The organism is Methyloversatilis discipulorum, from assembly GCF_018780585.1.
In the GTDB taxonomy this organism is placed as follows: Bacteria; Pseudomonadota; Gammaproteobacteria; order Burkholderiales; family Rhodocyclaceae; genus Methyloversatilis; species Methyloversatilis discipulorum_B.
Genome location: NZ_JADMJL010000034.1, coordinates 22,364 through 48,485 on the forward strand (window position 1 = coordinate 22,364; position 26,122 = coordinate 48,485).

Consider the following 26,122-nt stretch of genomic DNA (forward strand, 5'->3'; position numbering starts at 1 on the left):
ATGAGTGACCACTACGGATTATAGTCACCGCGTGAACTCAACTTTCCGGGAGACTTTAATGTTCGCCTATCCCCGCTCTCTCGTCCTACTTCTGAGCGCCGGTGTCTTGACGGGCTGCGCCGTGGGTCCTGAGTATCGGCAGCCTGAGATCGCGCTTTCGCCGGTATTCATCGGTCAGGAAGCTGTCGAGCGCCGACAGGTACGGCAGCAGGCGGACCTCACGATCTGGTGGGCCGCCTTCAATGATCCGCAGCTTGAGCGCTTCGTGGCCCTGGCGCAGGAGCAGAACCTGGACATCGCGCAAGCGGCGGCCCGTGTCGCCCAGTCGCGCGCCGGCCTTGGCGCGGCCAACGCCGCACTGCTGCCCTCGGGCCACGTCGCCGGTGAAGCGGCCAGGGCCTATCGCTCCGTCGAAACGCCCTTGGGCCAGATCCTGAACTCGACGCCCGATTTCGACCGCGACGGCAGAGCCTACGAAACCAATATCGCTGCGAGCTGGGAGCTGGACGTGTTCGGAGGTCTGCGCCGCGGACGGGAAGCGGCGTGGGCCGAATACCAGGCTTCGGAAGCGGGCGCGGTTGCGACGCGCCTGGCCGTGACGGCACAGACTGCCGACATCTACATCACCATCCGTGGATTGCAGGCCCGGCTGGATGTCGCCCGGCGACAGGTCAGGACGCAGCAGGAACTGCTCAGCACCATCAAGCTTCTGCACGGCAAAGGGCTGGCGGCCGAGCTTCAAGTGAGGCAGGCCGAAGGTGCGCTTGCCCAGGCTCAGGCCTCGGTGCCGGTGCTTGAGGCGGGTCTGGACGCCGCCATGAATGCACTGGACGTGATGCTGGGTTCTCACCCGGGCACGCATCGGGCCGAATTGGCCGCCCCCCGTGATATTCCGGCAGCCCCGCAGATCGCGGCCATGGGGGCGCCGGCCGAACTGCTTCGCCGGCGGCCGGATCTGATCGCGGCCGAACGTCGCCTCGCCGCATCCAGCGCGCGTATTGGCGGCGCTATCGCCGAGTACTACCCGAAACTCTCTCTGAGTGGACTGATAGGCAGCGCGACATCGGTCGCGAGCGGCAATCTGTTCACCCGTGGTGCGGGTCAGGCTGCAGGCGTGCTGGGTCTGCGCTGGCGTCTGTTCGATTTCGGCCGCATCGACGCGCAGATCGATCAGGCGAAAGGATACGAAGCGGAAATGCTGTCCGCGTACCGGCTTGCTGTCCTGCGGGCAACGGAAGACGTCGAGAACGCGTTGTCGTCGTTGGTCAGGCGCGAAGAGCAGGCCGCTGTGCTGACTCAAGGTGTGGACTCATTCGGGCGCGCACGGGACGCCTCGTTTGCGGCGTATCAGAAGGGTGTCGTCAGCCTGATTGAAGTCCTGCAAGCGGACGAAAGTCTCCTTCGTGCATCCGACGCGCGCGTTCAAGCACAAACTGAATCCGTACGCGCAGCGGTCGCTGCCTTCAAGGCACTGGGTGGAGGGTGGCAAGCACGTGAATCGGACGCGCTGGCAGTCAGGTAGTCGCCGGGAGGCCCGTCGCGCCCGGGGGTTCGCGCGTGGTGTCTGCTAACGCCCACAAGCGCGTCACGAAGAACGTCGCCGTCATTCTGACAGGCGGCGTGAATCACCCCGGGTTTTGCGGACGCTCGTCTCCGCTGCCCGCCGCACGTGACCGTGCCCGCACGCCCCGCGCCGTAACCCCGCGCTCGCGGCGCAGCAGTTTGCGCAGCATCGACGGGTCGGCATAGCCGACCTGGGCGGCCACCGATTCGAGCGAGGCGTGGCCGGTTTCGAGCAACTGGGTGGCACGCTCGACGCGCAGTTTCTGCACGTACTGAATGGGCGACATGCCGACCGCCGACGCGAAGTGCCGGCTCAGCGTGCGCGGCGTCATGTGCAGCGCGTCGGCCAGCATGGCGAGCGTGACGGGTTCGCCGAGGCGGGTCTGCAGCCAGCGGTCGGCGCGCTGCAGCGTCGGTGTCTGCCGTGCCAGATGCGAGGCGATGGCGTACTGACTTTGCGATACGCGGTGGTCCAGCATCAGGAAGCGTGCGCAACTGCGTGCCAGTTCGTCCGAGCCGTGGTGCGCCACCAGCGCGAGCATCAGGTCGGCCTGGGCCAGCGCGGCGCCGGCGGTGCTGATCGGGCCGTCGCTGACCACCATGCGCGTCATGTCGAGATCGACCTGCGGAAAGCGTTCGCGGAACAAGGGCGCCAGCCACCAGCTGGTGGTGGCGACGCGCCGGTCGAGCAGGCCGGCCTGCGCCAGCGCGAAGGTGCTGACGCAGGATGCGGCGACGACGGCGCCCCCTTCCAGCCAGTGGCCCACACGCGCCATCGCCTTCACCACGTCGCGCGTCGCCAGCCATTCTTCCAGCGCTTCGCGCTGGGCGCGATTGGCGCCCGGCAGCAGCACCAGATCGGGCGCCGGCAGATCGACCATGCGCGCGAGCGGGCCGACTTCGAGCCCGGAACCGCTGCGCTCGCGCCGCCGCCCGGTGCCGGCCAGCGTCACCTCGAACAGCGGCGGTCGTTCGGCCTGCAGACACAGGCGGTTGGCGGTGTTCATCACGTCCAGCGTGATGCCCAGGCTGATGTCGAGCACGCCGGGCAGGATCAGTACGGCGGTTTTCATGATGTCCATATTAGCCCGATTGATGTCGATCCAGACACTCGATCGGAAGGCTCCCGGACCGCAGCATGGACACCCGGACATCCAAGGCCGCACGGCAACAGTGGCGGCGGGTGTCCGCCCGACGATCACCGAGGAGCCTCACGTGAATACCCCTGACGAACGCTTCCTGCGTGCCGGCACTTCCCGGCTGGCGCACACCACCGGCGGACTGGATTACCTGCACGACAGCGCGGGCACGCCGTTCAACTACATGTACCCGCCGCCCGACGGCGAGCCGTGGGAGAACTGCAGCTACCGCACGCACGTGGTCGACATCATCGACGCCCGCCCGGGCGCGCAGCACTTCCTGCTCCACCGTCAAGGCTTCGAACTGCGCGAGGTGGCGAGTTGCGTTGATGACTTCGATGACGACGCGCGCATCCGCAGTCGCTACTACCCGGAGGTCGAGGCCATCGCCTGCGAGGCCGCCGGCGGTGTTCGCGCGCTGTGCTTCGACCACCAGATCCGCCGGCGCAGCCGCGACGAACAGCAGCTCACCTTCGGCCGGCAGAACGCCCAAGCCTCGGCGGTGGGGCGCGTGCACAACGACTATTCGGAGGCGAGCGGTCTGCGCCGCCTCGCGCTGGTGCTGCCCGACGAGGCGGACCGCGCGCGCATCCGGCGCTATGCGGTGGTGAACGTGTGGCGCCCACTGATCGAGCCGGTGCTCGACGCGCCGCTGGCGATGTGCGATGCGCGCTCGGTGATGGCGCAGGACCTGGTCGCGGCGGAGATCCGCTACCCCGGACGCAGCGGCGAAATCTATGTGCTGAAGCACGCGCCGCAGCACCGCTGGCACTACTTCCCGCACATGACGAAGCGCGAGGTGCTGGTGTTCAAGCAGTACGACTCGCAGGCGAGCGGCGTATCGCGCTTCACGCCGCACGCCGCCTTTCTCGACCCGGCCGCACCGGCCGACGCGCCGCTGCGCGCGAGCATCGAGGCGCGCTGCCTCGTGTTGTTCGACTGAGGGCGCGTCATGAACGACCCGTTCATCGAATACTGGTTCGACTTCGCCAGCCCCTACAGCTACCTCAGCACGGCGCACATCGACACGCTGGCCCGGCTGCGCGGCGTGCGCGTGCTGTGGCGCCCGCTGCTGCTCGGCCCCATCTTCCGTGCCGCTGGCTGGCAGGCCTCGCCCTTCCTGCAGCAGCCGGCCAAGTTCGCCTGGATGTGGACCGACCTTACGCGCCAGTGCGCGCGGCACGCGCTGCCGTGGCGCAAGCCGTCGCAGTTTCCACGCAACGGCGTGCTGCCCGCCCGCATCGCGCTCGCGCATGCGGAAGCGCCGTGGATCGCCTCTTTCTGCACCCGCGTGTTCGAACTGAACTTCGTCGATGACGCGGACATCGACGACGTCGATGCGATGCGTCGCCTGCTCGCCGAACTGGGCCAGCCGGCGGATGCCGCGCTCGCGAGCGCGCAGTCGCCCGAGGTGAAGCAGGCGCTGCGCGCGCAGACCGAGCAGGGGGCGCGGCGCGGCCTGTTCGGCGCGCCCAGCTTCTTCGTCGGTGATGCGCTGTACTGGGGCAACGAACAGCTGGAGGACGCACTCGATGCCGCCATCCACCGTCGATGAGCACAGCGGCGCGCCGGAGGGCTTCGTGCCGCGCGTGCTGCGCGGCCCCTTCTTCGGCGGTCGCACGGTGTTCACCGGCGGCGTCCTCACGGATCTGTTCGCGGCACGCATCACGGGCGACGACTGCAACGGGCTGGGCATCACGCACGGCGGCGTCATCGCCACGCTGGCCGACATCTTCCTGGTCGGCTTCATCGCCGCGCAGTTGCCGGCGCCCGCACGGCTGGTGACCGCCAGCCTGTCCGTCGACTACCTCGGCCCGAGCCGCGCGGGTGACTGGCTGCTCGGCCGCATTCATGCGCACCGCATCGGTCGCCGCCAGTGCGTCGCGTCCGGCGAGTTCCGCGTCGGCGAGCGGACGGTTGCGCTGATCAAGGCGAGCTGCGCCATCACTCCTGAGACCGGAGCTTCGCAATGACGAATCCCTGCTTTGCCGATACCCCCGAACCGCCCTACTACGTGGTGATCTTCTCGGCGCAGCGCACGCCCGGCGACAACGGCTATGCCGACATGGCCGAGCGCATGGTCGAGCTGGCCGCGCGGCAGCCAGGCTTTCTCGGCATCGAGCGCGCCCGCAACCCGGACGGCTTCGGCCTCAATGTGTCCTACTGGGCCAGCGAGGAGGCCATCGCAGCGTGGCGCAATCACGCCGAGCACGCACTCGCGCGCCAGACCGGCCGCGAACGCTGGTACGCGCAGTTCTCGCTGCGCGTGGCGCGGGTCGAGCGCGCGTACGGGACGACGCTGCGGAAATGACGTCGCCCGTCCTTGCCTTGCCCTCCACATCACAGGAGTCCTGTATGTCTGCACCCCCGCGCCCGATTGCCGTGCTTGCCGCGGACGTGGCCCCGCGCAACCGGCCGTCCGCCTACCCGGAACCGTTCGCGTCGCGCATGCGCGGTCGCACCAAGCGTGCGCTCGGCGATCTGTTCGGCCTGCAGAATTTCGGCGTGAACCTGACGCGGCTCGAACCCGGCGCGGTGTCTGCGCTGCGCCACGCGCACAGCCGGCAGGACGAATTCATCTACGTGCTGCAGGGCGCGCCGGGGCTGCACACCGACGAAGGACTGACCCGCCTGTCACCCGGCATGTGCGCCGGTTTCGCAGCGGGCAGCGACAACGGCCATCGTCTCGTCAATGACACAACGGAAGTCGTGCTTTATCTGGAGATCGGCGACCGCAGTCGGGACGATCAGGCGAGCTACCCGGACGACGATCTGCGGGCGGAACTGATCGACGGGCACTGGGTGTTCAGCCACAAGGACGGGCGACCGTACTGAGGGGGCGAAGGGTCGGCACACGGTGCGGTGGGCCTGGGATGGAACGGAATGAACGGGCCGGTATTCGCCATCTGCGTGGCGTGAAGGGGCGCCAGGCTGCCGCCCCTTCGTCCGTCACGCCTGCATCAGCCGGCGACCGCTTCCGCCGCGCGACGCAGGGCGGCCTCTTCCTGCTCGATCCACTGCTTCAGCTTCTCGACGTGTTCCGCTTCTTCGCGCACGAACTCCTTCGCCACCTTGCGGATGTTCGCGTCGCGCGTGGTGTTGGCAATCGCGTAGTAGAACTCGTAGCCACGGCGTTCGCCCTGCAACGCGGCCTTGAGCGCACCGAGACGCGTCAGGGCGGGATCGCCTGCCCACAGTGCAGTCTTTTCCGGGGTGGTGTTGTCGGGCCAGGCGGAACTGGCCGGCAGGCTTTCCACCACTTCGTACTTCGCGCACCTGGCCTTGGCCTCTTCCAGATGCAGGCGCGAATAGCTGCCGAGCTGCGCGAACAGCGCAGCCACGTCGCTGTTGCCACAGGCGTTCATGCGCTCCGCCAGTTCTTCGAAGTGCACGGCAGCGTCTTCTTCGACCTTGACCGCATAGTTCAGGAACTGGTCGAGCGTCTGGATGCCGACACCGCCCTTGTAGATCGCGGCGGCGATCGACAACGCCGGTCCCTTCACCGGCTTGGTCACATCGCCTTCGAACACGACGGCGATATCCTCGTCGCGAACGAAGCACTGGCAGGCCAGCCGGTGACGCGGCGGCATGTCATTCACTTCGGCGTCCATGATCTCCTGCTTGGTGATCTTGCCGAGCTGACGCAGGATTTCCTTTTCCTTTTCAGTCAGGGCGATGCCATAGCGCACGGTCGGGCTGTAGTGCACGACCTCCACCAGGCATGAGCCGCATTCACCGTCCTGACAGTCGAACGGAATCGGGATGTTGTTGGCTTTGGCGAGGGCGAGCAGAGTGCCGCGTTCACCGGCCACCGCATAGACCGTGAGATCGCGCGGCATCAACGGAGAAGAGAAGGTTACGTTAGCCATTTCGGGGCTCCAGGTTGTGTCCGGATCGGACCCGGTCTGACTGCAAGTTGCATGCCGCGTGAATGGCGCCTCCGTGTAACCTTCATGACATGAGTGCATACCATGAAGTCATTGATCCACATCATGAAATTGCGTTTTGTCCCGCTTTCACGAAGGTGGATGAACGACGGGTTTGATCTGCTTCAAGGCGGTTTGAAAGTGCTGTGCTAACGCCTGCGCTGCAGGGGCGTGGCGCCTTGTGGACAGACCTGTCGGCTACGCAGTGTTTGCGACACAAATCGCATCGCCGAACACCGCGTGCAGTTCAACTTCCATCCTGGCCGTCGTCCTTCAGGCCGGCGACGATGGCGTCGAAGACCAGACGCACCCGCGCCGGCACCGGGCCGCGCTGCGGGCGATACACCATGACGTCCCACGGCGGCGGTGCGTCCTTCTCCAGCACCTCGACCAGTCGCCCGGCGCGCACGTGTGCGCGCGCCAGATAGTCGGGCAGCTGCGCGAACGCGATGCCGGCCAGCGCGGCTTCGCACTCGGCCGCCGGGTCGTCGGTGAAGAAGGCGGGCTGCTGCGGCAGCAGCGTACGTTCGCGGCTGAAGAACCAGTGCCACGGGCGGTTGGTGTTGCGGTTGATCAGCGCGCTGGTGGGCAGCGCGTGCAGCGCTTCGACCGAGGGCGGCACGCCGACGCGTTCGATCAGCGCCGGACTTGCATGCACGCCGAAGGCCACCTTGCCGACACGCCGCATCACGGAGCGCGCGTGGCTCAACACGCCCATGCGCACGCCGATGTCGATCTGTTCGTCCACGGCGTCGCTCAGTTCGTCCGACAGCCGGATGTCGATGGCAATGCCCGGATGCTCCACCGCGAGCCGGGTCAGGACGGGCAGCACGAGCAGTCGACCGAGCGCGCGCGGCGCGGTGATGCGCACGCGCCCGGCCATCGCCGCGGCTGCCCGCTTCTCGGCGGGCCGCAGCACTTCGTCGAGCTGCGACAGCGTCGCTGCGGCTTCGGCTGCCTTGGCGGTGCCGAACTCGGTGATGCGCGTTTGCCGCGTCGTGCGGTGGAACAGCGTTTCGCCGAAGTGATCTTCGAGACGGCGGATGGCCCGGGTGACGGCCTGCGGCGACAGGCCCAGCCGGGTTGCGGCCTCGCGGAAGTTCTTCGCGTCGGCGGCGGCGACGAAGATGCGCAGCGCGTCCTGCAGTGAATTCATGGTCTGCCGAAAAGTGGAATACTGAAATCCGGATCATTCCATTTATTTCCACTCCCCGCATCCCGATACTGGCTACATCACCCATTCAACAGAGGATGCAGTCATGAAAGCCCTTCACACTTCCATCGTTACTTCCTTCGCAGTGCTGGCTGGTCTGGCCGCCACGCCGGCCTTCGCTTCGCCGCAGGGCGCGGACAGCAAGGCGGTCGCCGCCGAGTGCGCGGCACTGCCCGGCCATGCCGAACTGCGCGAGGCGCTCACCCGTGCCCGGCGCGCTGACAACGGCGGCTTCGATCTCGACATGTGGGGCACTGTCGTGAGCCGCAGCGGCACGGTGTGCGCGGTGGCCTTCACCGGCGAAAGTAACGCCAGCCAGTGGCCGGGCAGCCGGGCCATTTCGGCGCAGAAGGCGAATACCGCCAATGCCTTCAGCCTGCCCACGCTGGCACTGGCCACCGCCAATCTGTACAGCGCCACGCAGCCGGGCGGCAGCCTGTTCGGTCTGCAGGAGAGCAATCCGGTCAATGCAGCGCTGGCGTATGCCGGACCTGCAACGGCCTGGGGGCAGGCGAACGATCCGCTGGTGGGCCAGCGCATGGGCGGCGTCAATGTGTTCGGCGGCGGGCTGGCGCTGTACAGCGCACAGGGCGAACTGCTGGGCGCGCTCGGCGTGTCGGGCGACAGCTCCTGCGCCGATCACGCCATCGCCTGGCGTACGCGCAACCTGCTGCGGCTCGACTACGTGCCGGCCGGTGTTGGCCCGGATGGCGTCGATCAGATCAGCTTCGACGGCGACTGGAAGCAGCCGCACTGCGTCAATGCCGCGACCGAAGAGGCGGTGGTGAAGGCCTTGCCGCCCACCCGCCGCCGCGACGGGCTGGCTGCGACGACGCAGGACTGAGCGGTATCGAGGGCGTCCCTGGTGGCGCCCTCTGTCGGCGCCGGGTCGGCAGCGGAGCGACCTATCCTCGACGGCTCATCGCCAGCAGTCCGCTGGTCTGGTCGGTGATCGCCATTACAACGTCGCGTTGCAAACGGCTCAGCCAGCGTTCGGGCAGGGCGCGCGCGCCGCACAGGGCGCCGGCCAGCATGCCGACCAGGGCGCCGGTGGTGTCGGCGTCGTCACCCATGTTGACGGTGGCAATGAGCGCCGTTTCGAAATCGGCGTGGCTGACGAAGTGGTACAGCACGGTCTGCACGGTATCGACCACATAGGCGGTGGCGCGGCCGGGGTAGGGCTGGAAGGCGAAGGCGGGGTGGGTCTGCACCCAATCCGCCACCCAGGCCGCGCCATCGTCGTGCGATGCTCCCGACAGCAGACGGGCGAGCAGCCGCGCGAAGCCCACCGTGGCGGCATCGGACAGCGGGTGGTGGTGGGTGATGCGCGCCTGCGCCAGGCTCACGCGTTCCAGCGCTGCGGCGTCGTGCCACAGCGCCAGCACCGTCGGCAGGTTGCGCATCAGCGCGCCATTACCGCCATCGCGCTCGTTCTGCAGGCCGCTCAGGCTGCCGTCGGCAAGGTAGCGCTGCAGGCCGCGGCGGCAGGTGTTGCCACAATCCACCGGCTTGCCGCGCAGCCAGCCGACGAAGGCATCGGCGATCACGCGCGTCATGCCGGCGAGTTCGTCGTCGCCGGCCTGCGCCGCGCTGGCCAGACGCGCGCCGCCGACCTCCAGCAGCGCATCACCCAGCGCCAGGCACATCGTCGTGTCGTCGGTCACCTGTCCGCGCGCCAGCCTAAGCCAGCCGCCGCCGACGATGTCTCGATGCTCGCCATACTGCGCCCGGATTTCGCGCGGGCGCATGAATTCGACCGTGGCGCCCAGTGCGTCGCCGATGGCCAGACCCAGGTAGGCGCCGAGGGCGCGGTCGTACAGCGTGTCGAAGTCGTCAGTCATATGCGGTTCAGAAAGCGGATTCATTGGCAGCTTGCCTGTGCCGGGTAGTCGCCGCCCAGGGCAAGCACTTCCTGTTCGCCGTGCAGCACCGGGCCGGGCAGCAGACCGGGCCACACCAGCAGCTTGCAGCGCGGCACCTGCAGTTCGAACACCCAGTCGCCGAAACAGCCGGCCTCGTCGCGCGACAGCGAAAAGGACGCGATGCTGTTCAGGCGCACGGTGCATTCGCGGTCCTGCAGCCGGCCGGCCACCAGTTGCTCTTCGCAGCGCGTGCTGCCGCGCCACAGGCGCACATGCGTGTCGTCGCCGGTATGGCGCGGCAGGCCGAAGCGGGTGAGTGCCCACTGGCTGAATTCGTACAGCAGGTCGAGCTGCTGGTGGATGCAGTTGCCGTGATAGCGGCTGGCGGCCTTCTCTTCGAGATAGCTCACCCAGGCGGGGGACGGGAAGCGCTCCAGCCTTGCCTTGTGGAACATGGGTACCAGGCCGAAGCGGCTTTCGACCCAGCCTTTCAGCACGGCGCCGGCCGGGCCGTTGGCGTCGCCACCCCAGCCTTGCAACAGACGGCGCCAGCTGCAGCGCCAGCGTCGCGCCTCGGCGCTGTCGCGCGGCGCGTCGGCCGGTTGCAGGCCGAAGGCGATGGCGACGTAGTGCTCGAACACGTCGCGCGCTTCGGGCAGATCCGCGCAGCGATCCAGCAACGCGAACAGACCGCGGTGCGCCTCGCGCGTGCCGGCGATGTGCAGCGGCACCGGATGTTCGTTGAACAGCCGGCTGGCCAGCACCGGCGCCGGCACGCCGACCAGATTGGTGCTGTACCAGCGGTGCGGCTGGGCGTCCGCCGTCCCGCCCGTGTCAGGCGAGACGACGGACGCATCCAGCGCGGATGCGGGTGACGACAGCGTTCCGGGTTGCGCGTGTCGCGGCCCGGTGCCATGCGGAAGAGCAGATTCGATCGGCATCCGGCCAGTATTCGAGGCCTTTTCGCCGCCCGTCAAGCACGGTGGTCAAGGATGATGCAGATCGCTGCCCGGTCAGGCCGGACGCGCCTCAGGGCGCGCTTTGCTGGCTTTCCGGATAGGCGGTTTCAGTGCTGTCGTGCGTGCGTTCCCAGTCGCCGACCGGGTCGACCGGCGTCTTCTTGCGATGGGCAAATGCATATCCAAGTGCAAGGGCGAGCGAGGCTGCAATCAGCTTGATCATCGATATTTCCTCCAGGTGCGGGGTCACCGGGCGCGGCGACCTGTCAGTTCAGTGTGGGCCGGGGCGGCAGCGCTCGCTGTAGGCCGGCAGTACCGCTGCACGTAGGACGGGCGCTGAGCCATTCCGGTCCAGTGGTTTGCGCTACGCGGCGCCGATGCTCACCATCCGCACCGGCCCACCCACCGCTACAGCGATGTTCAGCGTCGCAGCAAACCGCGCGCCCGCCGTCGATGGCCGGCCGCCGGGCCTCGTGTATCGTCTGCCCCGACCGCGCGCTGCCTGCACGTCGCACCGCGCCCGACCCTTCCTGCGCAAACGGAGCCCGACCCCTCATGCCGAAATTCGTCGATACCTCGCCGCCCGGCGTCTGCATCTTCTGTCGCATCGTCGCCGGCGAACTGCCCGCCGCGCGCGTGTTCGAGGACGATCTGACGCTGGCATTCATGGACCTCGGTCAGGTCAATCCGGGTCACGTGCTGGTGGCGACCCGGCGGCACGCCGTCACGCTGTTCGACATCACGCCGGAGGAGGGCGCCGCGGTGATGAATACCGCGCAGCGCGTGGCCGCCGCCATCCGCGAAACCTTCGACCCGCCGGGGCTGAATCTGCTGCAGGCCAACGGCAAGGAAGGCGAACAGACGGTGTTCCACTTCCACATGCACGTGCTGCCGCGCCACGCGAACGACGGCGTCGGCCTGATCTGGCCGCGCAAGGAACCGGGTGCCGAGGTGCTGCGTGGGTATGCGGCGCAGCTCGCCGATGTGCTGACGCGGGGCTGAGGCAGGCTCGCCGGAAGAACCGTATCCCGGCGGCGATCAGCGCATCTCGAACAGTTCCTGATGGAAACGGTCGGGCGGCAGGCCGTGGGCGACGAAGTCCGCGCGCAGCGCCTCACCGAAGCGCGGCGGGCCGCAGAACCAGATGCTGGCAGACGCCCAGTCGGGCACCGCGGCGCGGATGCGTTCGCCATTCAGGCGTCCGTCCCGGGCGTCGACCAGCAGGTGCAGTCGCACGCCGGCCGCTGCGGCATCCGCGGTGAGATGGTCGATGGCGCTCTGATCGAAGTCGGCCGTCGGATGAAAAAGATCGATCGCCCGCGCGTCCGGTTTGGCGGCGCGCTGCTTCATGCGGGCGATGAAGGGCGTGATGCCGATGCCGGCCCCGACCCAGATCTGCCGCGGCTGCGTATCCTCGAAGTCGAAACAGCCGTACGGCCCCTCGACGGTCACCGGCATGCCGATCTTCAATGTGTCACGCAGTCGGCGGGTGTGGTCGCCCAGCGCCTTGGCGATGAACACGAGCCGGCGCTCAGCCGGATTCCATGCCGACGCGATCGTGTACGGGTGAGCGCCTTCGCGCCTGTCCGACGTGACGAAGGCGAACTGCCCCGGCGCGTGTCCGCGCCAGCCATCCTCCAGCTGTATGGCCGCTTCGAGCACGTGCACGCCGGGGTATTCGGTCAACGCCGCGATGTGGCCCTGCACCTTGTGACCGGCCCCGATCCGCCCGCCCAGGCTCAGCAGCGCGGCCACGCTGCCGCCGATCAGCAAGGCCGCCAGCAGCCAGCCGACCGGCTGCGACCAGTACGCGAACTTGGTCAGCACCACCGTGTGATAGGCCAGCGCGAGATAGGCGAGCGCAATCCATTTGTGCGTCCTGGCGAACCAGTGGTAGGGAAAGCGCTTGACCAGCGCCAGCACGATCAGCACCACCGCCGCATAGAACGCCCACTCGCCGACGGCTTCGGCCATCCCGCGCTGGCCGCGCAGCCAGCCTTCGACCGCACCCAGCGTTTCGCCGGCCACCGGCTTGCGTGCCGGCCGCACCAGCCAGCCCCAGCCCACCATCCACTTGGTACCGGTCGCCCACCACCAGTGCAGGACGGCCACCACCAGCGCCGCGATGCCCAGCCACTTGTGCAGCCGATACATTCTGTCCAGCCCGCCCAGCAGCGACTCCAGCCATTTCGAACGCAAGGCCAGCAGCATCGCCACACTCATCACGACGATGCCGATCACTCCGCTGTATTGCATGAACACCGAGCGGAACGAGAAATAGGTGAACGGCTCGGGCAGCAGCGTGTCGGTGGCGAGCCAGAGCGCGGTGGGCAGCAGCAGGGTTGCGAGGAATGCGAGGCGGAGGCGTTTCATGATTTCATGAAGTGCTTGGAGTAATTTTGACCGTAACCTCAATGTTTCAATTCACCCGCCGACGTGGCTCTTGGCGCAGGTCTGGCGGAATGACTAATTAACCAGATTTTTGTGCAAGCGGTCCAAGTAGAAGGCGTTCAAAATCGGCGTGATGTGGTGTCGCAGCTTCAAGCATTGTGACAATCTTCTCGGCGAGGTCGTTCTTGTTGTACTCAACGCCTCCACGTGACACCCGATCGCCAACAATATCGAGCTCTCCAGAGCCGGGAAATATCTTGTCAACCAGTGCGGGTGGGTAATAGTGCTCAATGCCGTTTAATGGCCACTTGACTATGTTCTCTCGAAAAACCCCCATCTTCTCCAATTGCTCCGGCAATGAGGCTGAATGAACAGAATCGAGGACTACAAATATTCGATCTCTATAGGGACTCCGCTGTATGTCTGTCAGCAGGCCGCCTGCAATTGTTAGAACTTCTTTTATTCGGGAATCCGAGTTTGCTGAAATGACGCTTAGCTGGGAGTTTGGAAATCTGATACTTGTTGCTCTCTCAATGAAGCGGTGATCGCATTTTCCCTCTACAAGGAGGATGATGGATGGGAGGTAGAGTGTTTCGAAACGATTTCCTAAAAGGAAAAAGTGAACCTTGTTTAGCTCTCCCAGTGTTGAAACCGACCTTAAGTCGATCTCATCGCCCTGCTTTGATACGACATAGTTATTGCCAATATGTCGCCGGTCCAAGAATACAGTTGAATGTGTTGCGAAAACTATGGTTCGAATGTGAGGGAAGTACTTGGCTCGATGTTCGCGGTCGAAGAGAAAGTCCGCGAGCACTCCCTGTGCCTCCGGACTGACGCCTAGTTCGGGCTCGTCGATTAGGAAAGTGTCACAGTCGTTGCTAAGTAGGCTGGTCAGTAAGGTTGCGATCAGGCGGAACCCAGAGCTGGTGTAAGAGATGTTGTGTCCGTTGCAGGAGATGTACTTCTGAGACATGGAGTTGCCAGGAACTGTCTCCTTTATTTCCATTCGGGTCCCGAGAAGTTGTTCGATAATCTCGACAAGCGTATCGCGTTGTGAATCAGTCAACTCGGCAATCGCTTGTTGAAGATTGACTGGCGAGTTGTCGATGTTCTGTTGCTGCTGGTTCCACTGATTCAGGAACTCGTTATAACGCTGATTTTTTTTATTCCTGTTCGGAGTGAAGTAACCGAGGAGGTTGAAGTTCTGATAGCGAGCCGGACCGAGGTACGAGGCGGTTGCTCCCCACTGTTGAGTGAGTGTTTTCAGTAGGAATGACTTTCCGCAGTTGTTGCGGCCGACCAACACTGCGTACTCGCTCTCGCGGATTTTTGTAATTAAATCTTGGGCGCTTTCTGTAAAGCGGGTGCTTGGGCGCTGATCATATTGGTACATGGAATATCCCTTAACCTGACAGGCTGACCAACTTTGTTAGTTGGGGCAATTTTTGGCGCCAAAATCCGACCGGTGCTGGGTAAACGCCGGCCTAAAATGACCTTGATACGCTCGCTTCTTCGACCTTGGCTGAAGATTTACATACGTTAATCGGCGATGAAAACCTTATCCTCGCGCGACCGCTCCTGAAACCGACTTGCCAGTGCGAGTCCTTCCGCTGACGAGAACTCAAGTACCTGAACCGCATTACACCATAAGCATCAGGGCGCTCCACGCCTGGCGACCGACACTCTCGATCGGACGTGGCGGGTTGCGAGATTCGTCAGCGCCATGCGAGACGCGGGTAACTCAGAAGAACGGGCTACCGACGCCCCCGCTGTAATTCCTTACTCAGCTGATACACGGCCATCGCTTAGAAGTTGCGGAAGCCGAGCCGATATCCGGTCTGGGCGTCGGGCGTGCCGAGGTCGGCCACGGTGGCCGGTTAGGCGATGAGGTTGCCGCCGTGCAGTGTCGAGGGTGGCGGTAACTTCGTCTCCCAAGCGGCTGATGAAGTGTGCGGCGGCACGTTAGTGCGGGGATCTGTCGGCGAAGACAGCCATGAACAGCACGTTGGTACGGCGGACGGCGGCGAGTGGAGTGACGGACGTGGCGTTAAATGTCCAGTCAGGTACGCAAGAACCATCCGTAGGGGAAACCGTAACGCCATACATTCAGCAGTTCGCCCGAGTTGTTGACTCCGACGATGGACATGATGCGATGGAGATAGACGAGGGCTTGGTCACGTTCCTCTGATTCATGCTGCTCCAACCCGATCAGGACACGCTTGAATGTCGCAAGGACAACTGAACGTCTCGGGTGAGGAGGCAACTCTGTGACCAACGATTGAATGATTGCATCGACTGAGGCCTGCGCGCTGGCGCGGACAGCTTCAGTCGGCGCGCCCGGGTAAAAAGTGCTCTCGTCTCTACCGAACTTCCGCTCGTCTTTCAGCGCCTGGAGTTCCGCCAGAACTTCGGGCGTGATTCTCAGTGATTGGTCGGGGAAGCTCGTCGGCCAGAAAAAGAACAGCGCGCCTGACAGACCCAGCGTCAGGACCAGTGCCGCAGTGGCAATCAGTGCTACGAGTACTTTCACGAAGACGGAGCTCATGAGCCGGTGCCTACGATATTTTCTAGCGCATACGTGCGCATCAAGTCCGGAAAACCCGGGGCGGTTCAAACCAGGCGTTGGCCGACAAGTGCGGTGAATTCCATGAGCGCTAACGTTTGAGTTCACTGACCGCCGAGGGCGGTCCGCGGGAATGCGCGGTTAGGCGGCATGTTCGTTGTGCCTCCTCAAGGCAAACACGAGGAACTGGAACTCTTCTGGACTCTTCACCCACGAGCGGGAGATCGCCGAAGGTTTGTGTTCGAACGGCACGTGGAGCTCGTTGGGCACACGCCACTTGTTGGAGTCAGGATCTCCAAACCCGACGACACACCCGCGCTGCAGCAAGGCTTCGGCAACCTGCTCGATCAAGCCAGGCAGCTCAGCCTCTGACGGCATGGGCTTAGGGCCACCGTACGCGCCCTGAGTAATGTTGAAGACGTAGACGACATCTCGTCTAGCTTCTGCCAGGAGATTTTCGATCCACTCAGGCATGACGCTCGCCATACGAATGCTGTCTAGCGACGCTGCAAAAAAATCCATTCAGGGGCAAGCGGTTGTGCCCGGCGCTCGCCGGATCGAACTCTTTCATCATCGTTTCACTTCCGCGATCTTCGTTTCGTCGTCGTCCCCGCACGTCTGCCCCACCCGGCGCCGCGCGCTTTCGAAACGGCATTGGTCTCGCCCACCAGCTTACCTAATTCGCGTATCCGTAGTGCCCGGCTTTTTCGATGTTGTGCGCCAGGCAATACAGCTTCCATTGCCCATCCATTTTCTCCCGGCCATGCGGCGTGAATAGGGTCTGCTGCATGTCTTCTGGATGTTGCCGAACAGTGCTTAAACGCTGCGAAGCACGCGGCGATCATCCTCTTACCTTCATAGGACTCTTCGCATGACTTCATCCCCGCGGTGTGCGACCCGTCGGCAACAGCAGGCGGGGAGGGGATGCCGTTCGGCACTCTCCGAGGAGCGCCGTACCAGCCTGCCACCTCACCCCTGCCGCAATTCCTGACTCAGCTGATACACCGCCATCGCATAAAAGTACGAGCGGTTGTAGCGGGTGATCGCGTAGAAGTTGCGGAAGCCGAGCCAGTATTCGGTCTGGGCGTCGGGGGTGACGAGGTCGACCAGGGTGGCGGGTTTGGCGATCAGGTCGCCGCCGCGCAGTGGGCGGGCGCCGGCGGTGTCGAGGGTGGCGGTGTCGATCGACGGTTCGACGCCGGCGGCGACGAGCGGGGCGGCGGCTTCGTCGGTGATGCGGATGCGCTGGGCCACCGGTTCGCCGCTTTCCCAGCCGTGCGCGGCGAGGTAGGCGGCGACGCTGCCGATGGCATCCACCGGGCTGTTCATCAGGTCGGTGCGGCCGTCGCCGTCGAAGTCGACGGCGTAGCGGCGCCAGCTGCTGGGCAGGAACTGCGGGTAGCCGAGTGCGCCGGCGTAGGAGCCGCGGAAGTCGGTGACGTCGCGGCCCTGCTCACGGGCGAGCAGGAACAGTTCGCCCAGTTCGCGGCGGAACAGTTCGGCGCGCGGCGGGTAGGTGAAGCCCAGCGTCGACAGTGCGCTCAGCAGTTCGAAGTCGCCGGTGTGGCGGCCGTAGATCGTTTCGACGCCGATGATGGCGGCGACCACTTCGCGCGGCACGCCGAAGGTCTGTTCGGCGCGTTCGAAGGTGGTGGCGTGTTCGGCCAGGAAGTCGCGGCCGGCGCGGATGCGCAGCGGTTCGACGAAGCGGCTGCGGTAGCGCGTCCACGATTTCACTGCCGGGCTCGACGGCGGACGGATGAGCTGGATCACGCGGGGCAGCAGCCGTGCTTCGGCGAAGCGCGCCAGCAGCTGCGCTTCGTCGAAGCCGTGCGCGGCGGCCAGTTCGGCGCAGAAGGCGCGCACGTCGTCGCGCTCGGCGAAGTTGTCCGGCGTGGTGCTGATCTGTGCCGGCAGCTGCGGCGCCAGCAGCAGGGCGCCGGCACCGGTCAGGAAGTGACGGCGGGATGCGGAGTGAGCAGTGAAGCGGGCGGTCATGTTCGGGGCGGTGTGCGGTGGCGGCGCAGCGCGCGGGCGTGCGTCCGGAGTGCGCGCACGGCCGGCGCATGGGCGGCGCGGCCGTAGCGGGCGTCTGCATAAAGTGTACACGCTGTGCGCAATTCTGCTGCCAGATCCGGGCGCAGCGCGGCGATGCGGTCGGCGTAATCGAACGGCCCTTCCCACGCTTCGCGGCCCAGGCCGGCCGGACGCAGCGCGCGGTCGATGCCGGCCCAGGCGCGCGCCAGCGCGTCGGCGGCGATCTGGCGGCGCAGCGCCCACAGCGTCAGCGCGATGGCGATGACGGCGCACAGCGAGGCCATCCATGCGGTCATCGTGCGCCAGTCCGGCTGCGCCATGCCGAGGCGCGCCAGCAGTTCGCGCTGCTTCTGCTGGTCGTAGGACAGCACCCACTGGTTCCACGCGTTGTTGGCCGCTTCCCAGCGGTGGCGCAAGTCGCGCAGCCAGCCGAGGTCGGCGCGGGCGACGAAGGGCACCGGTTCGCCGGCCGGCAGGTCGGCCAGTCCGCGTTCGACGCGCGACGGCAGGATGGCGGCGGTCGGGTCGACCCGGCGCCAGCCTTCGCCATCCAGCCACACTTCGGCCCAGGCGTGGGCGTCGGACTGGCGCACGACGACGAAGCCATCGACCTCGTTGCGCTCGCCGCCCTGATAGCCGGTCACCACGCGCGCCGGCAGCCCGGCAGCGCGCATCAGGAACACGAAGGCGCCGGCGTAGTGCTCGCAGAAGCCGCGCCGGCTGTCGAACAGGAACTGGTCGATGCCGTCCTCGCCGAGCAGTGGCGGCGTCAGCGTGTAGACGAAGGCTTCGCGGCGGAACAGGCGCAGCGCGGCGTCCACCGTTTCGGCGTCGCTGCCGGCGTCCAGGTGCAGCTGGCGGGCCAGCGCGCGGGCGCGCGGGTTGCCGTCCGGCGGCAGGCGGCGCGCTGCCTCCAGATAGGCGCTCCACTCTTCGCGGCCCGGGCGCGCCGTCGGCACCGATTCGAAACGGTCGCGCCGGCGCGCGCGCACGACTTCGCTGCCCAGTACCTGCCAGTCGTCGGACACGCGCGCGCCCAGCGGCAGGCCGGCCACGGTTTCCAGCGCGAACAGCCAGTTCTTGCCGTGCGGCTCCAGCGTCACTTCGTAGCCGATGCGCGGGCCGTCGACCGCGTGCGGTGTGCCGTCGTTGAGGCGGCGCGCGGCTTCGCCCTGACGCCAGGTGCGGCCGTCGAAGGAGGTGAGCACCGGGCCGCGCCAGTACAGCTCGCGCGCCGGCGGCGCCGCACCGTCGAAGCGGGCGCGGAAGGCGATCTCGCCGGACAGGCTCAGCTGGGAGATGTCGCCCGGCGACATGCTGTCGGACAGGCCGGAGCGCGCGCCGAAGGCGTCCAGCGGCAGCCCCCACAGCGGGCCGGGCACGCGCGGGAACAGTACGAACAGCACCAGCATGAAGGGCAGCGCCTGCGCCAGCATCCACGCCGACTGCCGCAGCAGCGCGCGCACCGGCGCCGGCGGGCCGGTCAGCGCGATCAGCGCGGCGGTGATCACCACCATCGAGCCGAACAGCACGGCCGCCATCGCCGGTGTCTGCGAATACAGGAAGGCGGCCAGCAGCATGAAGTAGCCGAGCAGCACGACGGTGTGGCCGTCGCGCACGCTCTTCAGCTCGTGCAGCTTGAGCACCAGCAGCAGCGTGAGCAGCGCGACGCCGGGCTCGCGGCCGAACAGGCGGCCGAAGGTGAGCGTGACGCCGGCGCAGCAGGCGATCACCACCAGCGCCTTGACCACCGTGCTGGCGCCGGCCCAGCCCAGCTTCCACTGTGCCAGCCGCCAGGTGAACAGCAGCAGCGCCACCGCGTTGAGCCAGGCCGGCAGGTGGTCGGCGTGCGGCAGCAGCGCACAGGCGGCGACCGCCATCAGCCAGCCGATGCGGGTGTTGGTCAGCGGTGCGGCCGGCATGGCGGGCGCCGGAGGGGAGCGCTTGCGACGGAACATCATGCGGGCAGTCCGTGCAGGGCCAGCGCGCGCAGCACGCGCTCGCGGTGGCCCGGGCCGTTGCCCGGTGCGATGCGCGCGTCGGGCAGCGCCAGGCCGTAGCGCAGACCGGCCGCGTCGGCGTCGAGTGCCCAGCCGGTCAGCCGCGCGAGTCGGGCTTCGAGCGACAGGGCGGCCGGCAGTTGCGCCAGATCCAGCCACAGTTCGCCGCCGTCCTGGCCGTCGAACTGCTTGGTCAGCAGCGGCAGGTCGGGCGCGCGTGCCCAGGCTTTCCAGGCGACGTGGCGCGGCGAGTCGGCGGCGCGGTGGTCGCGCAGGCTGGCGAATTCCTCGGTGCCGTCGCCCTGCGGCCGCAGGCCTGCGCGGCCCGCGTCGCTGGCCGGCAGTGGCGGGCGGCCGGCTTCGGGCTGCACGTAGACGAGGCAGCGCTGCTGCGGCTGGGCGTAGCTCCAGGCGCGGATCAGGCCCAGCGGGTAACGGGTGCTCAGCGTGACGCGGCCCGGTGCCAGCCAGCCGCGGCGGGTGGTCGGCAGTGACAGCGTCACCGCGCAGCGGCCGTTCGCGTCGACTGCGGCGTCGGCCGGTTCGGCGCCCGCCATCGCCAGCTGCAGCGCCGGGCGCGGGCGCGGTGCTTCATTTTCCAGCCACAGCGTGAAGCGCGCCGGCTGGCCGGCGAACACCGGCGTCGGGGGCATTTCGCGAAGATGCAGCGCGAGCAGGTTGCGGAAGGTGTGCAGCAGCGCGACCTGGCCCAGACCGGCCAGCATGAACACCAGCGCGAAGCCCAGGCTCAGCGTGTAGTTGATCGCGGTCAGCAGCATGGCGATCAGCGCCACGCCCCATACCAGTCCGACGCGGGTCGGCAGTACGAAGATGCGCCGGCGGTCCAGCGTCAGCGGCAGCGCCGGCGAACCACCGAGCGCGGCCAGCCAGCGGCGGAGTGCGTCGCGCATCAGGCCGGCAGCGCCACCGCCTGCAGCAGCGCGCGCGCCGCGTCGTCCGGACTGCCCTGTTCGAGCGCCGGCAGGCGGTGCAGCGCGACGGCGGGCAGCACCGCCTGCACGTCTTCCGGCAGCACGTGGGCGCGGTCGAAGACGCGTGCGTGGGCGCGGGCGGCGGCCAGCAGCGCGAGGCCGGCGCGCGGGCTCAGGCCGAGCCGCCAGGCGCCGCTGCTGCGGGTGTGCGCGATCAGCGCCTGCACGTAGTCGATCAGCGCGTCGGCCACATGCAGCGACTCGGCCTCGGCGCGCCACTGCGTCAGCGTCACGGCGTCGGCCACCGGCGCCAGATCGGCGAGCAGGCTGCGCCGGTCGCGGCCGGTCAGCAGCGCGCGTTCGGCCGCCGGGTCGGGATAGCCCATCGTGATGCGCATCATGAAGCGGTCGAGCTGCGATTCGGGCAGCGGATAGGTGCCGATCTGGCTGGCCGGGTTCTGCGTCGCGATGACGAAGAAGGGCTCGGGCAGGCGGCGGGTTTCGCCCTCGACGCTGACCTGGTGCTCCTCCATCGCTTCGAGCAGCGCGCTCTGCGTGCGCGGTGTGGCGCGGTTCACCTCGTCGGCCAGCAGCACCTGCGTGAACACCGGGCCCGGGTGGAAGCGGAACACGCCGCTGTCGCGCTCGAACACCGACACGCCGAGGATGTCGGCCGGCAGCAGGTCGCTGGTGAACTGCACGCGGCGGAAGTCGAGGCCGAACAGCTGGGCCATCACGTGCGCCAGTGTGGTCTTGCCGGTGCCCGGCACGTCCTCGATCAGCAGGTGGCCGCCGGCGATCAGGCAGGTCAGCGCCAGTTCGAGCCGGCTGCGCTTGCCGAGAATGAGGGTGGAGGCGGCTTCGACGACGGCGCGGGGAGCGAGGGTGGGCATGGCTTGAGCTACGTTAAGTTGTGGCGGGATGATCGGCGCGATACTGTAGAAACATGACGGCAGTACATGCCCGGCCCTGAAGCCGCGCGGTCCTGCCTGTGACACAGAGCCGGAACGGCCGGTTGCATCGATAACTGCAGGAATCCGGAGGAGAGGCGGTGACGACCGCATACATTACACACCGCGACTGTGCCCTGCATGACATGGGGCCGCACCATCCCGAATGCCCCGACCGTCTGGCCGCGATACAGGACCGCCTGATCGCCAGCGGTCTCGACGCCTACCTGCAGCACCACGACGCGCCCGCGGCCGACATCGACATGCTGGCGCGCGCGCATTCGCCGGAGTACCTGCGGCAGATCTTCGACGCGGTGCCGGGCAGCGGCATCGTCCATCTCGACCCGGATACCGCGATGTGCCCGAATTCGCTGCGCGCCGCACTGCGCGCCGCCGGCGCCGGCGTGCACGCGACCGATCTGGTGATGTCGGGCGCCGCGGTGAATGCCTTCTGCGCGGTGCGCCCGCCCGGCCATCACGCCGAATACGCCCGCGCCATGGGTTTCTGCTTCTTCAACAACGTGGTGGTCGCCGCCCGCCACGCGCTGGAGAAGCACGGGCTGGAGCGCGTTGCCATCATCGATTTCGACGTGCACCACGGCAACGGCACCGAAAACATCGTCGCCCACGACAAGCGCATCCTGATGGTGAGCATCTTCCAGCACCCCTTCTACCCGTATTCCGGGGCGGAGCCGCTGGCCGACAATCTGTGCAACGTGCCGCTGCCGGCCGGCACCCGCGGCGAAGGCTTCCGCGAGGCGGTGACGACGAAGTGGCTACCGCGACTCGACGCCTTCGCGCCGCAGATGATTTTCATCTCGGCCGGTTTCGACGCGCACTACGAGGACGACATGGCCTCGCTCGGGCTGGTCGAGGCCGACTACGCCTGGGTCAGCACCGAACTGATGAAGGTCGCGAGGAAGCACGGCAAGGGCCGCATCGTGTCGATGCTGGAAGGCGGCTACGCGCTGTCGGCGCTGGGGCGCAGCGCGGTCGAGCACATCCGGGCGCTGGCCGAGCTTTGAGTGGCCGGGGGGGCTGTTACAGACTGATCCAGTTGCGCCTGTTGGGCTTGCACCCGCGCTCCGGTAGAATGGCGCGTTTCCTGCCGAAGCCACTGTTTCGCACATGATTACCGGATCGCTCGTCGCCATCGTCACCCCCATGAACGAGGATGGCAGTCTCGACTACGCCAGCCTGCGTCGCCTGATTGATTTCCACGTCGCCGAAGGCACCGACGGCATCGTCATCGTCGGCACCACCGGCGAGTCGCCCACCGTCGATTTCGACGAGCACTGCGAACTGATCCGCTTCACGGTCGAGCACACCGCCGGCCGTATCCCGGTCATCGCCGGCACCGGCGCCAACTCGACGCGCGAGGCGATCGAACTGGCGCAGCACGCGAAGTCGGTCGGCGTAGATGCCTGCCTGACCGTCGTGCCGTACTACAACAAGCCGACGCAGGAAGGCCTGTACCGTCACTTCCGCGCCCAGGCCGAAGCGGTCGATGTGCCTTTCATCCTGTACAACGTGCCCGGCCGCACGGTGGCCGATCTGGCCAACGACACGACCATCCGCCTGTCGGAAATTCCGAACATCGTCGGCATCAAGGACGCCACCGGCAATCTCGACCGCGCTGGCGAACTGATCAACCGCGCACCCGAGGGCTTCGCGCTGTACAGCGGCGACGACGCCTCGACCGCCGCCTTCATCCTGATGGGCGGCCACGGCTCGATTTCGGTTACCGCCAACGTGGCGCCGCGCCTGATGCACGAAATGAACGCCGCAGCGCTGGCCGCCGACGCGGTCAAGGCGCGCGCGATCAACGCGAAGCTGATCGGCCTGCACCGTCAGCTTTTCTGTGAAGCCAACCCGATTCCGGTCAAGTGGGCCGTGCAGCAGATGGGCCTGTGCGGCCCGACGCTGCGTCTGCCGCTGACCGAATTGCAGCCGCAATTCCACGAGCAGGTCCGCGCCGCGATGAAGCAGGCCGGCGTGCTTGCCTGATCGTCCTCTGGTATCCCGTTCGATGAATCTGCTGAAGTTTTCCGCGCTGTGCGTGGCACTGGTGAGCGCGCTCACCGGCTGCTCGATGTTCGACAAGGTCATGGATTCCGGCAAGGTCGATTACAAGGCCCAGGCCAAGCGCACGCCGCGCCTCGACCTGCCGCCCGACCTGACGCTGCCGCAGCAGACCGACCGCTTCGCGGTGCCGGATTCCGGCGGCAAGGGCACGGCGACCATGTCGGCCTACAACGCCGACCGCACGAACACCGGCGGTGTGGTGCAGCCGCAGTCGTCAGGCGTGCTGCCGCAGGTCGACAAGATGCGCATCGAGCGTGCCGGCAGCCAGCGCTGGCTGGTGGTCAATGCCAGCCCTGACGATCTGTGGCCGCAGGTGAAGGAGTTCTGGCAGGAAACCGGTTTCCTGATCGACATCGAACAGCCGGAAGCCGGCGTGATGGAAACGGACTGGAACGAGAACCGCGCCAAGCTCCCGAACGACATCATCCGCAACACCATCGGCCGCCTGATCGACCAGCTCTACTCGACGCCCGAGCGCGACAAGTTCCGCACCCGTCTGGAGCCGGGCGCCGAGCCCGGCACCACCGAAATCTATGTCAGCCATCGCGGCGTGGTCGAGGTCTACACCAACGAGCGCAGCGACAACACCGTATGGCAACCGCGTCCGGCCGACCCCGAGCTGGAAGCCGAAATGCTGCGTCGCCTGATGGTGCGTCTGGGCGCCGACAACGAGCGCGCCAAGGTGCTGCTGGCCGCGCAACCGGTGGCCGAGCGCGCGCAACTGGTGTCGGCCGACAAGGGCAGCACGCTGCAGGTGTACGAAGGTTTCGACCGCGCCTGGCGCCGCGTCGGCCTCGCGCTGGACCGCGTCGGCTTCACCGTCGAGGACCGCGACCGTTCGCAGGGTGTGTACTTCGTGCGCTACGTCGACCCGGAAGTCGACGCCACGGGCAAGAAGGACGGCGGCATCCTGTCCAAGCTGCTGTTCTTCATGCCGGACGACAAGCCGGATCCGAAGGCGGGCCAGAGCCAGTACCGCATCCTGGTCAAGGGCGAGGGCAAGCAGAGCTCGGTGCAGGTGCTCACCCGCGAAGGCGGCCTCGACGACACCCGCACCGCGAAACGCATCCTGTCGCTGCTGCACGAACAGCTGAAGTAAGCGGCGCGGCAACGCTGCCCCGTGCAGGAACAAAAGGCGCCCACGGCGCCTTTTGTTCTTTCCGCGTCCCGTCAAAGCCCCGTCGCGGCCAAGGCCGCTCCCACAGGGGCCGCTCTCACAGGGATCGTGCCCGATCCGCGGCCGTGGCTGGAGCCTGGGGGTTCTGTGGGAGGGGTCTTCCGACCCCGACAGCAGCGGCGGGCAGTGTGGGGCGCCAGCTTGCGGCCCCGTCGGCAGCAATGCCCGCCTCCCCCAGGGTACTTTGCTCAGGCCTGCGCCGAAAACTGTGGGACCGAGCTTGTTGTGGGAGATTCTATGTTCCGGCGCAAGCGTTTTCGTGCTGTTTCGGGACATAGTCGGCGGCGTTCTTCATCAGCGAGAAGGCAACGCGAGCGAGTTTTCTTGCCAGCGCAACCAGCGCCTGGGTGCGGCTGAATCCGCGCTGGAGCATGCGCTGGTAGAACGGCTGCCAGGTCGTGGATCTGCTGGCCGCCATGGCGGCGTTGTAGAGCAGGCGGCGCATCTCCGAGTCACCCTTCTTGCTCAGCGCACGGCGTCCGGTCTTCTTGCCCGAGTCGCGCACGCTGACGTCCATGCCAAGGAAGGCGATGAAGGCGTCCGCACCGCTGAAGGGAGCGCGATGGAACGCCGCGCACAGGCCAGCGGCGGTGAGCGCGCCGACGCCTTCGATCTTCAGGATGCGCCGGTACGGTTCAGTCCATCCGCTCTCGTTGATCAGCGAGGCGATGCGCTGCTCGAACCGTTTGATCAAGGCGGTGAGCCGCGCGAGAGCCACACGCACTTCGCGACCAAAGCCGGGCAGATCTTCCATGCTCTGACGGATGCGACCCAGGCTGCGTACCACGGTTGCGCGACGACGCAGCAGGCTGCGCAGTTCGGTGACCGCGGGGGCTGGCATGGAGAAGGGGCGCAGATCCGTGCCCTCGTGCGCGAGGTAGCGGGCGATCAGGCGTGCGTCGTGCCGATCGGTCTTGGCGCGCTGGCCCACGGTGTCGCGGTACCTGGACAGCTTGAAGCCGTCGATCAGAAACACCTGATGTCCGGCCTTGATGAGCAACTCGACGAGCGTGCAGTGATAGCTGCCGGTCGATTCGCAGGCGATGCGCTGGGCACCTCTCGGCAGCGTGCGCAACCAGCCGCGGATGGCCGCAGCGGTGTTGTCGATGCGCGTCACCTGCGCGCTGGGGTACTCGGCGATGTCCAGCCAATGCTTGGAGACGTCGATGCCAAAGCACACTGCCTCGTTCTGACTTGTCACGATGGGGCCCTCCCGACTAAGGTTCAAAAGGCTTGTCGGGATTCACCACAGCACTGGCTTGCAGGGTATGGACGGTACCGCGGTCACGGTCCGATGGATTCCTGATCGGTGCTTGGGGTGAGGG

26 protein-coding genes are annotated in these 26,122 nt (G+C 66.7%); 11 read left to right on the plus strand and 15 right to left on the minus strand.

The window, feature by feature from the left end; all coding sequences use genetic code 11:
- Positions 1-58 precede the first annotated feature (58 nt).
- Positions 59-1,522, plus strand: a complete 1,464-nt coding sequence (locus tag IV112_RS14780) for an efflux transporter outer membrane subunit (RefSeq protein ID WP_304004483.1) — start codon at positions 59-61, stop codon at positions 1,520-1,522.
- A gap of 103 nt (positions 1,523-1,625) precedes the next feature.
- Here the strand turns inward: IV112_RS14780 and IV112_RS14785 are convergent, their stop codons facing one another.
- The gene (locus tag IV112_RS14785; protein WP_304004485.1) at positions 1,626-2,636 is read right to left on the minus strand and encodes a GlxA family transcriptional regulator; all 1,011 of its coding nucleotides are present in this window, start codon (positions 2,634-2,636) and stop codon (positions 1,626-1,628) included.
- A 142-nt stretch (positions 2,637-2,778) separates the two neighbouring features.
- Between IV112_RS14785 and IV112_RS14790 the strand changes: the two genes are divergently transcribed.
- The 5 genes from IV112_RS14790 to IV112_RS14810 are packed head-to-tail and all read left to right on the plus strand — an operon-like array spanning position 2,779 to position 5,537.
- A complete protein-coding gene (locus IV112_RS14790) occupies positions 2,779-3,645 on the plus strand; it encodes a CmcJ/NvfI family oxidoreductase (protein WP_304004487.1) in 867 nt (288 codons plus the stop codon).
- Between the two features lie 9 nt (positions 3,646-3,654).
- Positions 3,655-4,257: a 2-hydroxychromene-2-carboxylate isomerase gene (locus IV112_RS14795; RefSeq protein ID WP_304004489.1), complete on the plus strand. Its 603-nt coding sequence runs from the start codon at positions 3,655-3,657 to the stop codon at positions 4,255-4,257.
- Entirely contained in the window at positions 4,235-4,675 is a 441-nt protein-coding gene (locus IV112_RS14800; RefSeq protein ID WP_304004491.1) for a PaaI family thioesterase, read from the plus strand. The genes IV112_RS14795 and IV112_RS14800 overlap by 23 nt, the downstream gene beginning before the upstream one ends.
- Positions 4,672-5,013 (plus strand): antibiotic biosynthesis monooxygenase family protein, encoded by a 342-nt coding sequence (locus IV112_RS14805; protein WP_304004492.1) that lies wholly within the window; start codon positions 4,672-4,674, stop codon positions 5,011-5,013. Before IV112_RS14800 ends, IV112_RS14805 begins: the two co-directional genes overlap by 4 nt.
- A 44-nt stretch (positions 5,014-5,057) precedes the next feature.
- Entirely contained in the window at positions 5,058-5,537 is a 480-nt protein-coding gene (locus tag IV112_RS14810) for a cupin domain-containing protein (protein WP_304004494.1), read from the plus strand.
- 125 nt (positions 5,538-5,662) lie between these two features.
- Here the strand turns inward: IV112_RS14810 and IV112_RS14815 are convergent, their stop codons facing one another.
- On the minus strand, positions 5,663-6,571 hold the full coding sequence (locus tag IV112_RS14815; RefSeq protein ID WP_304004496.1) for a 2Fe-2S iron-sulfur cluster-binding protein: 909 nt from the start codon (positions 6,569-6,571) through the stop codon (positions 5,663-5,665).
- A 304-nt stretch (positions 6,572-6,875) separates the two neighbouring features.
- Positions 6,876-7,784 (minus strand): LysR family transcriptional regulator, encoded by a 909-nt coding sequence (locus IV112_RS14820; protein WP_304004498.1) that lies wholly within the window; start codon positions 7,782-7,784, stop codon positions 6,876-6,878.
- 103 nt (positions 7,785-7,887) lie between these two features.
- Between IV112_RS14820 and IV112_RS14825 the strand changes: the two genes are divergently transcribed.
- Positions 7,888-8,685: a GlcG/HbpS family heme-binding protein gene (locus tag IV112_RS14825; RefSeq protein ID WP_304004500.1), complete on the plus strand. Its 798-nt coding sequence runs from the start codon at positions 7,888-7,890 to the stop codon at positions 8,683-8,685.
- Between the two features lie 61 nt (positions 8,686-8,746).
- Here the strand turns inward: IV112_RS14825 and draG are convergent, their stop codons facing one another.
- The 3 genes from draG to IV112_RS14840 form a co-directional block, all read right to left on the minus strand.
- Entirely contained in the window at positions 8,747-9,682 is a 936-nt protein-coding gene (gene draG / locus IV112_RS14830; protein ID WP_304004502.1) for an ADP-ribosyl-[dinitrogen reductase] hydrolase, read from the minus strand.
- 20 nt (positions 9,683-9,702) lie between these two features.
- A complete protein-coding gene (locus IV112_RS14835; RefSeq protein ID WP_304004503.1) occupies positions 9,703-10,644 on the minus strand; it encodes an NAD(+)--dinitrogen-reductase ADP-D-ribosyltransferase in 942 nt (313 codons plus the stop codon).
- Between the two features lie 88 nt (positions 10,645-10,732).
- Positions 10,733-10,885, minus strand: coding sequence for a hypothetical protein (locus IV112_RS14840; RefSeq protein WP_304004504.1), 153 nt, complete (start codon positions 10,883-10,885; stop codon positions 10,733-10,735).
- Between the two features lie 332 nt (positions 10,886-11,217).
- Between IV112_RS14840 and IV112_RS14845 the strand changes: the two genes are divergently transcribed.
- Positions 11,218-11,664, plus strand: coding sequence for an HIT family protein (locus tag IV112_RS14845; RefSeq protein ID WP_304004505.1), 447 nt, complete (start codon positions 11,218-11,220; stop codon positions 11,662-11,664).
- Positions 11,665-11,700: 36 nt separating this feature from the next.
- Here the strand turns inward: IV112_RS14845 and IV112_RS14850 are convergent, their stop codons facing one another.
- The 8 genes from IV112_RS14850 to IV112_RS14885 all read right to left on the minus strand — a co-directional run bounded on the left by IV112_RS14850 (position 11,701) and on the right by IV112_RS14885 (position 21,478).
- Positions 11,701-13,035, minus strand: a complete 1,335-nt coding sequence (locus tag IV112_RS14850) for a ferredoxin reductase family protein (RefSeq protein ID WP_304004507.1) — start codon at positions 13,033-13,035, stop codon at positions 11,701-11,703.
- 97 nt (positions 13,036-13,132) lie between these two features.
- Positions 13,133-14,446 (minus strand): ATP-dependent nuclease, encoded by a 1,314-nt coding sequence (locus IV112_RS14855; RefSeq protein ID WP_304004509.1) that lies wholly within the window; start codon positions 14,444-14,446, stop codon positions 13,133-13,135.
- Between the two features lie 666 nt (positions 14,447-15,112).
- A complete protein-coding gene (locus IV112_RS14860) occupies positions 15,113-15,598 on the minus strand; it encodes a DUF4844 domain-containing protein (protein ID WP_304004512.1) in 486 nt (161 codons plus the stop codon).
- Positions 15,599-15,757: 159 nt separating this feature from the next.
- A complete protein-coding gene (locus IV112_RS14865) occupies positions 15,758-16,090 on the minus strand; it encodes a hypothetical protein (protein WP_304004514.1) in 333 nt (110 codons plus the stop codon).
- A 495-nt stretch (positions 16,091-16,585) separates the two neighbouring features.
- The gene (gene mltB / locus IV112_RS14870) at positions 16,586-17,614 is read right to left on the minus strand and encodes a lytic murein transglycosylase B (protein WP_304004516.1); all 1,029 of its coding nucleotides are present in this window, start codon (positions 17,612-17,614) and stop codon (positions 16,586-16,588) included.
- Complete coding sequence (locus tag IV112_RS14875; protein ID WP_304004518.1) at positions 17,611-19,614, minus strand: transglutaminase TgpA family protein; 2,004 nt, start codon at positions 19,612-19,614, stop codon at positions 17,611-17,613. The genes mltB and IV112_RS14875 overlap by 4 nt, the downstream gene beginning before the upstream one ends.
- On the minus strand, positions 19,611-20,564 hold the full coding sequence (locus IV112_RS14880) for a DUF58 domain-containing protein (RefSeq protein WP_304004519.1): 954 nt from the start codon (positions 20,562-20,564) through the stop codon (positions 19,611-19,613). The genes IV112_RS14875 and IV112_RS14880 overlap by 4 nt, the downstream gene beginning before the upstream one ends.
- Entirely contained in the window at positions 20,564-21,478 is a 915-nt protein-coding gene (locus IV112_RS14885) for an AAA family ATPase (protein ID WP_304004521.1), read from the minus strand. The genes IV112_RS14880 and IV112_RS14885 overlap by 1 nt, the downstream gene beginning before the upstream one ends.
- A 203-nt stretch (positions 21,479-21,681) precedes the next feature.
- Between IV112_RS14885 and IV112_RS14890 the strand changes: the two genes are divergently transcribed.
- The 3 genes from IV112_RS14890 to bamC all read left to right on the plus strand — a co-directional run bounded on the left by IV112_RS14890 (position 21,682) and on the right by bamC (position 24,719).
- The gene (locus tag IV112_RS14890) at positions 21,682-22,560 is read left to right on the plus strand and encodes a histone deacetylase family protein (protein ID WP_304004587.1); all 879 of its coding nucleotides are present in this window, start codon (positions 21,682-21,684) and stop codon (positions 22,558-22,560) included.
- Between the two features lie 103 nt (positions 22,561-22,663).
- Positions 22,664-23,542: a 4-hydroxy-tetrahydrodipicolinate synthase gene (gene dapA, locus IV112_RS14895; RefSeq protein WP_029143586.1), complete on the plus strand. Its 879-nt coding sequence runs from the start codon at positions 22,664-22,666 to the stop codon at positions 23,540-23,542.
- 22 nt (positions 23,543-23,564) lie between these two features.
- Entirely contained in the window at positions 23,565-24,719 is a 1,155-nt protein-coding gene (bamC, locus tag IV112_RS14900) for an outer membrane protein assembly factor BamC (RefSeq protein WP_020163884.1), read from the plus strand.
- A 313-nt stretch (positions 24,720-25,032) separates the two neighbouring features.
- Here the strand turns inward: bamC and IV112_RS14905 are convergent, their stop codons facing one another.
- A complete protein-coding gene (locus IV112_RS14905) occupies positions 25,033-25,977 on the minus strand; it encodes an IS110 family transposase (RefSeq protein WP_368500537.1) in 945 nt (314 codons plus the stop codon).
- Between the last annotated feature and the right edge of the window lie 145 nt (positions 25,978-26,122).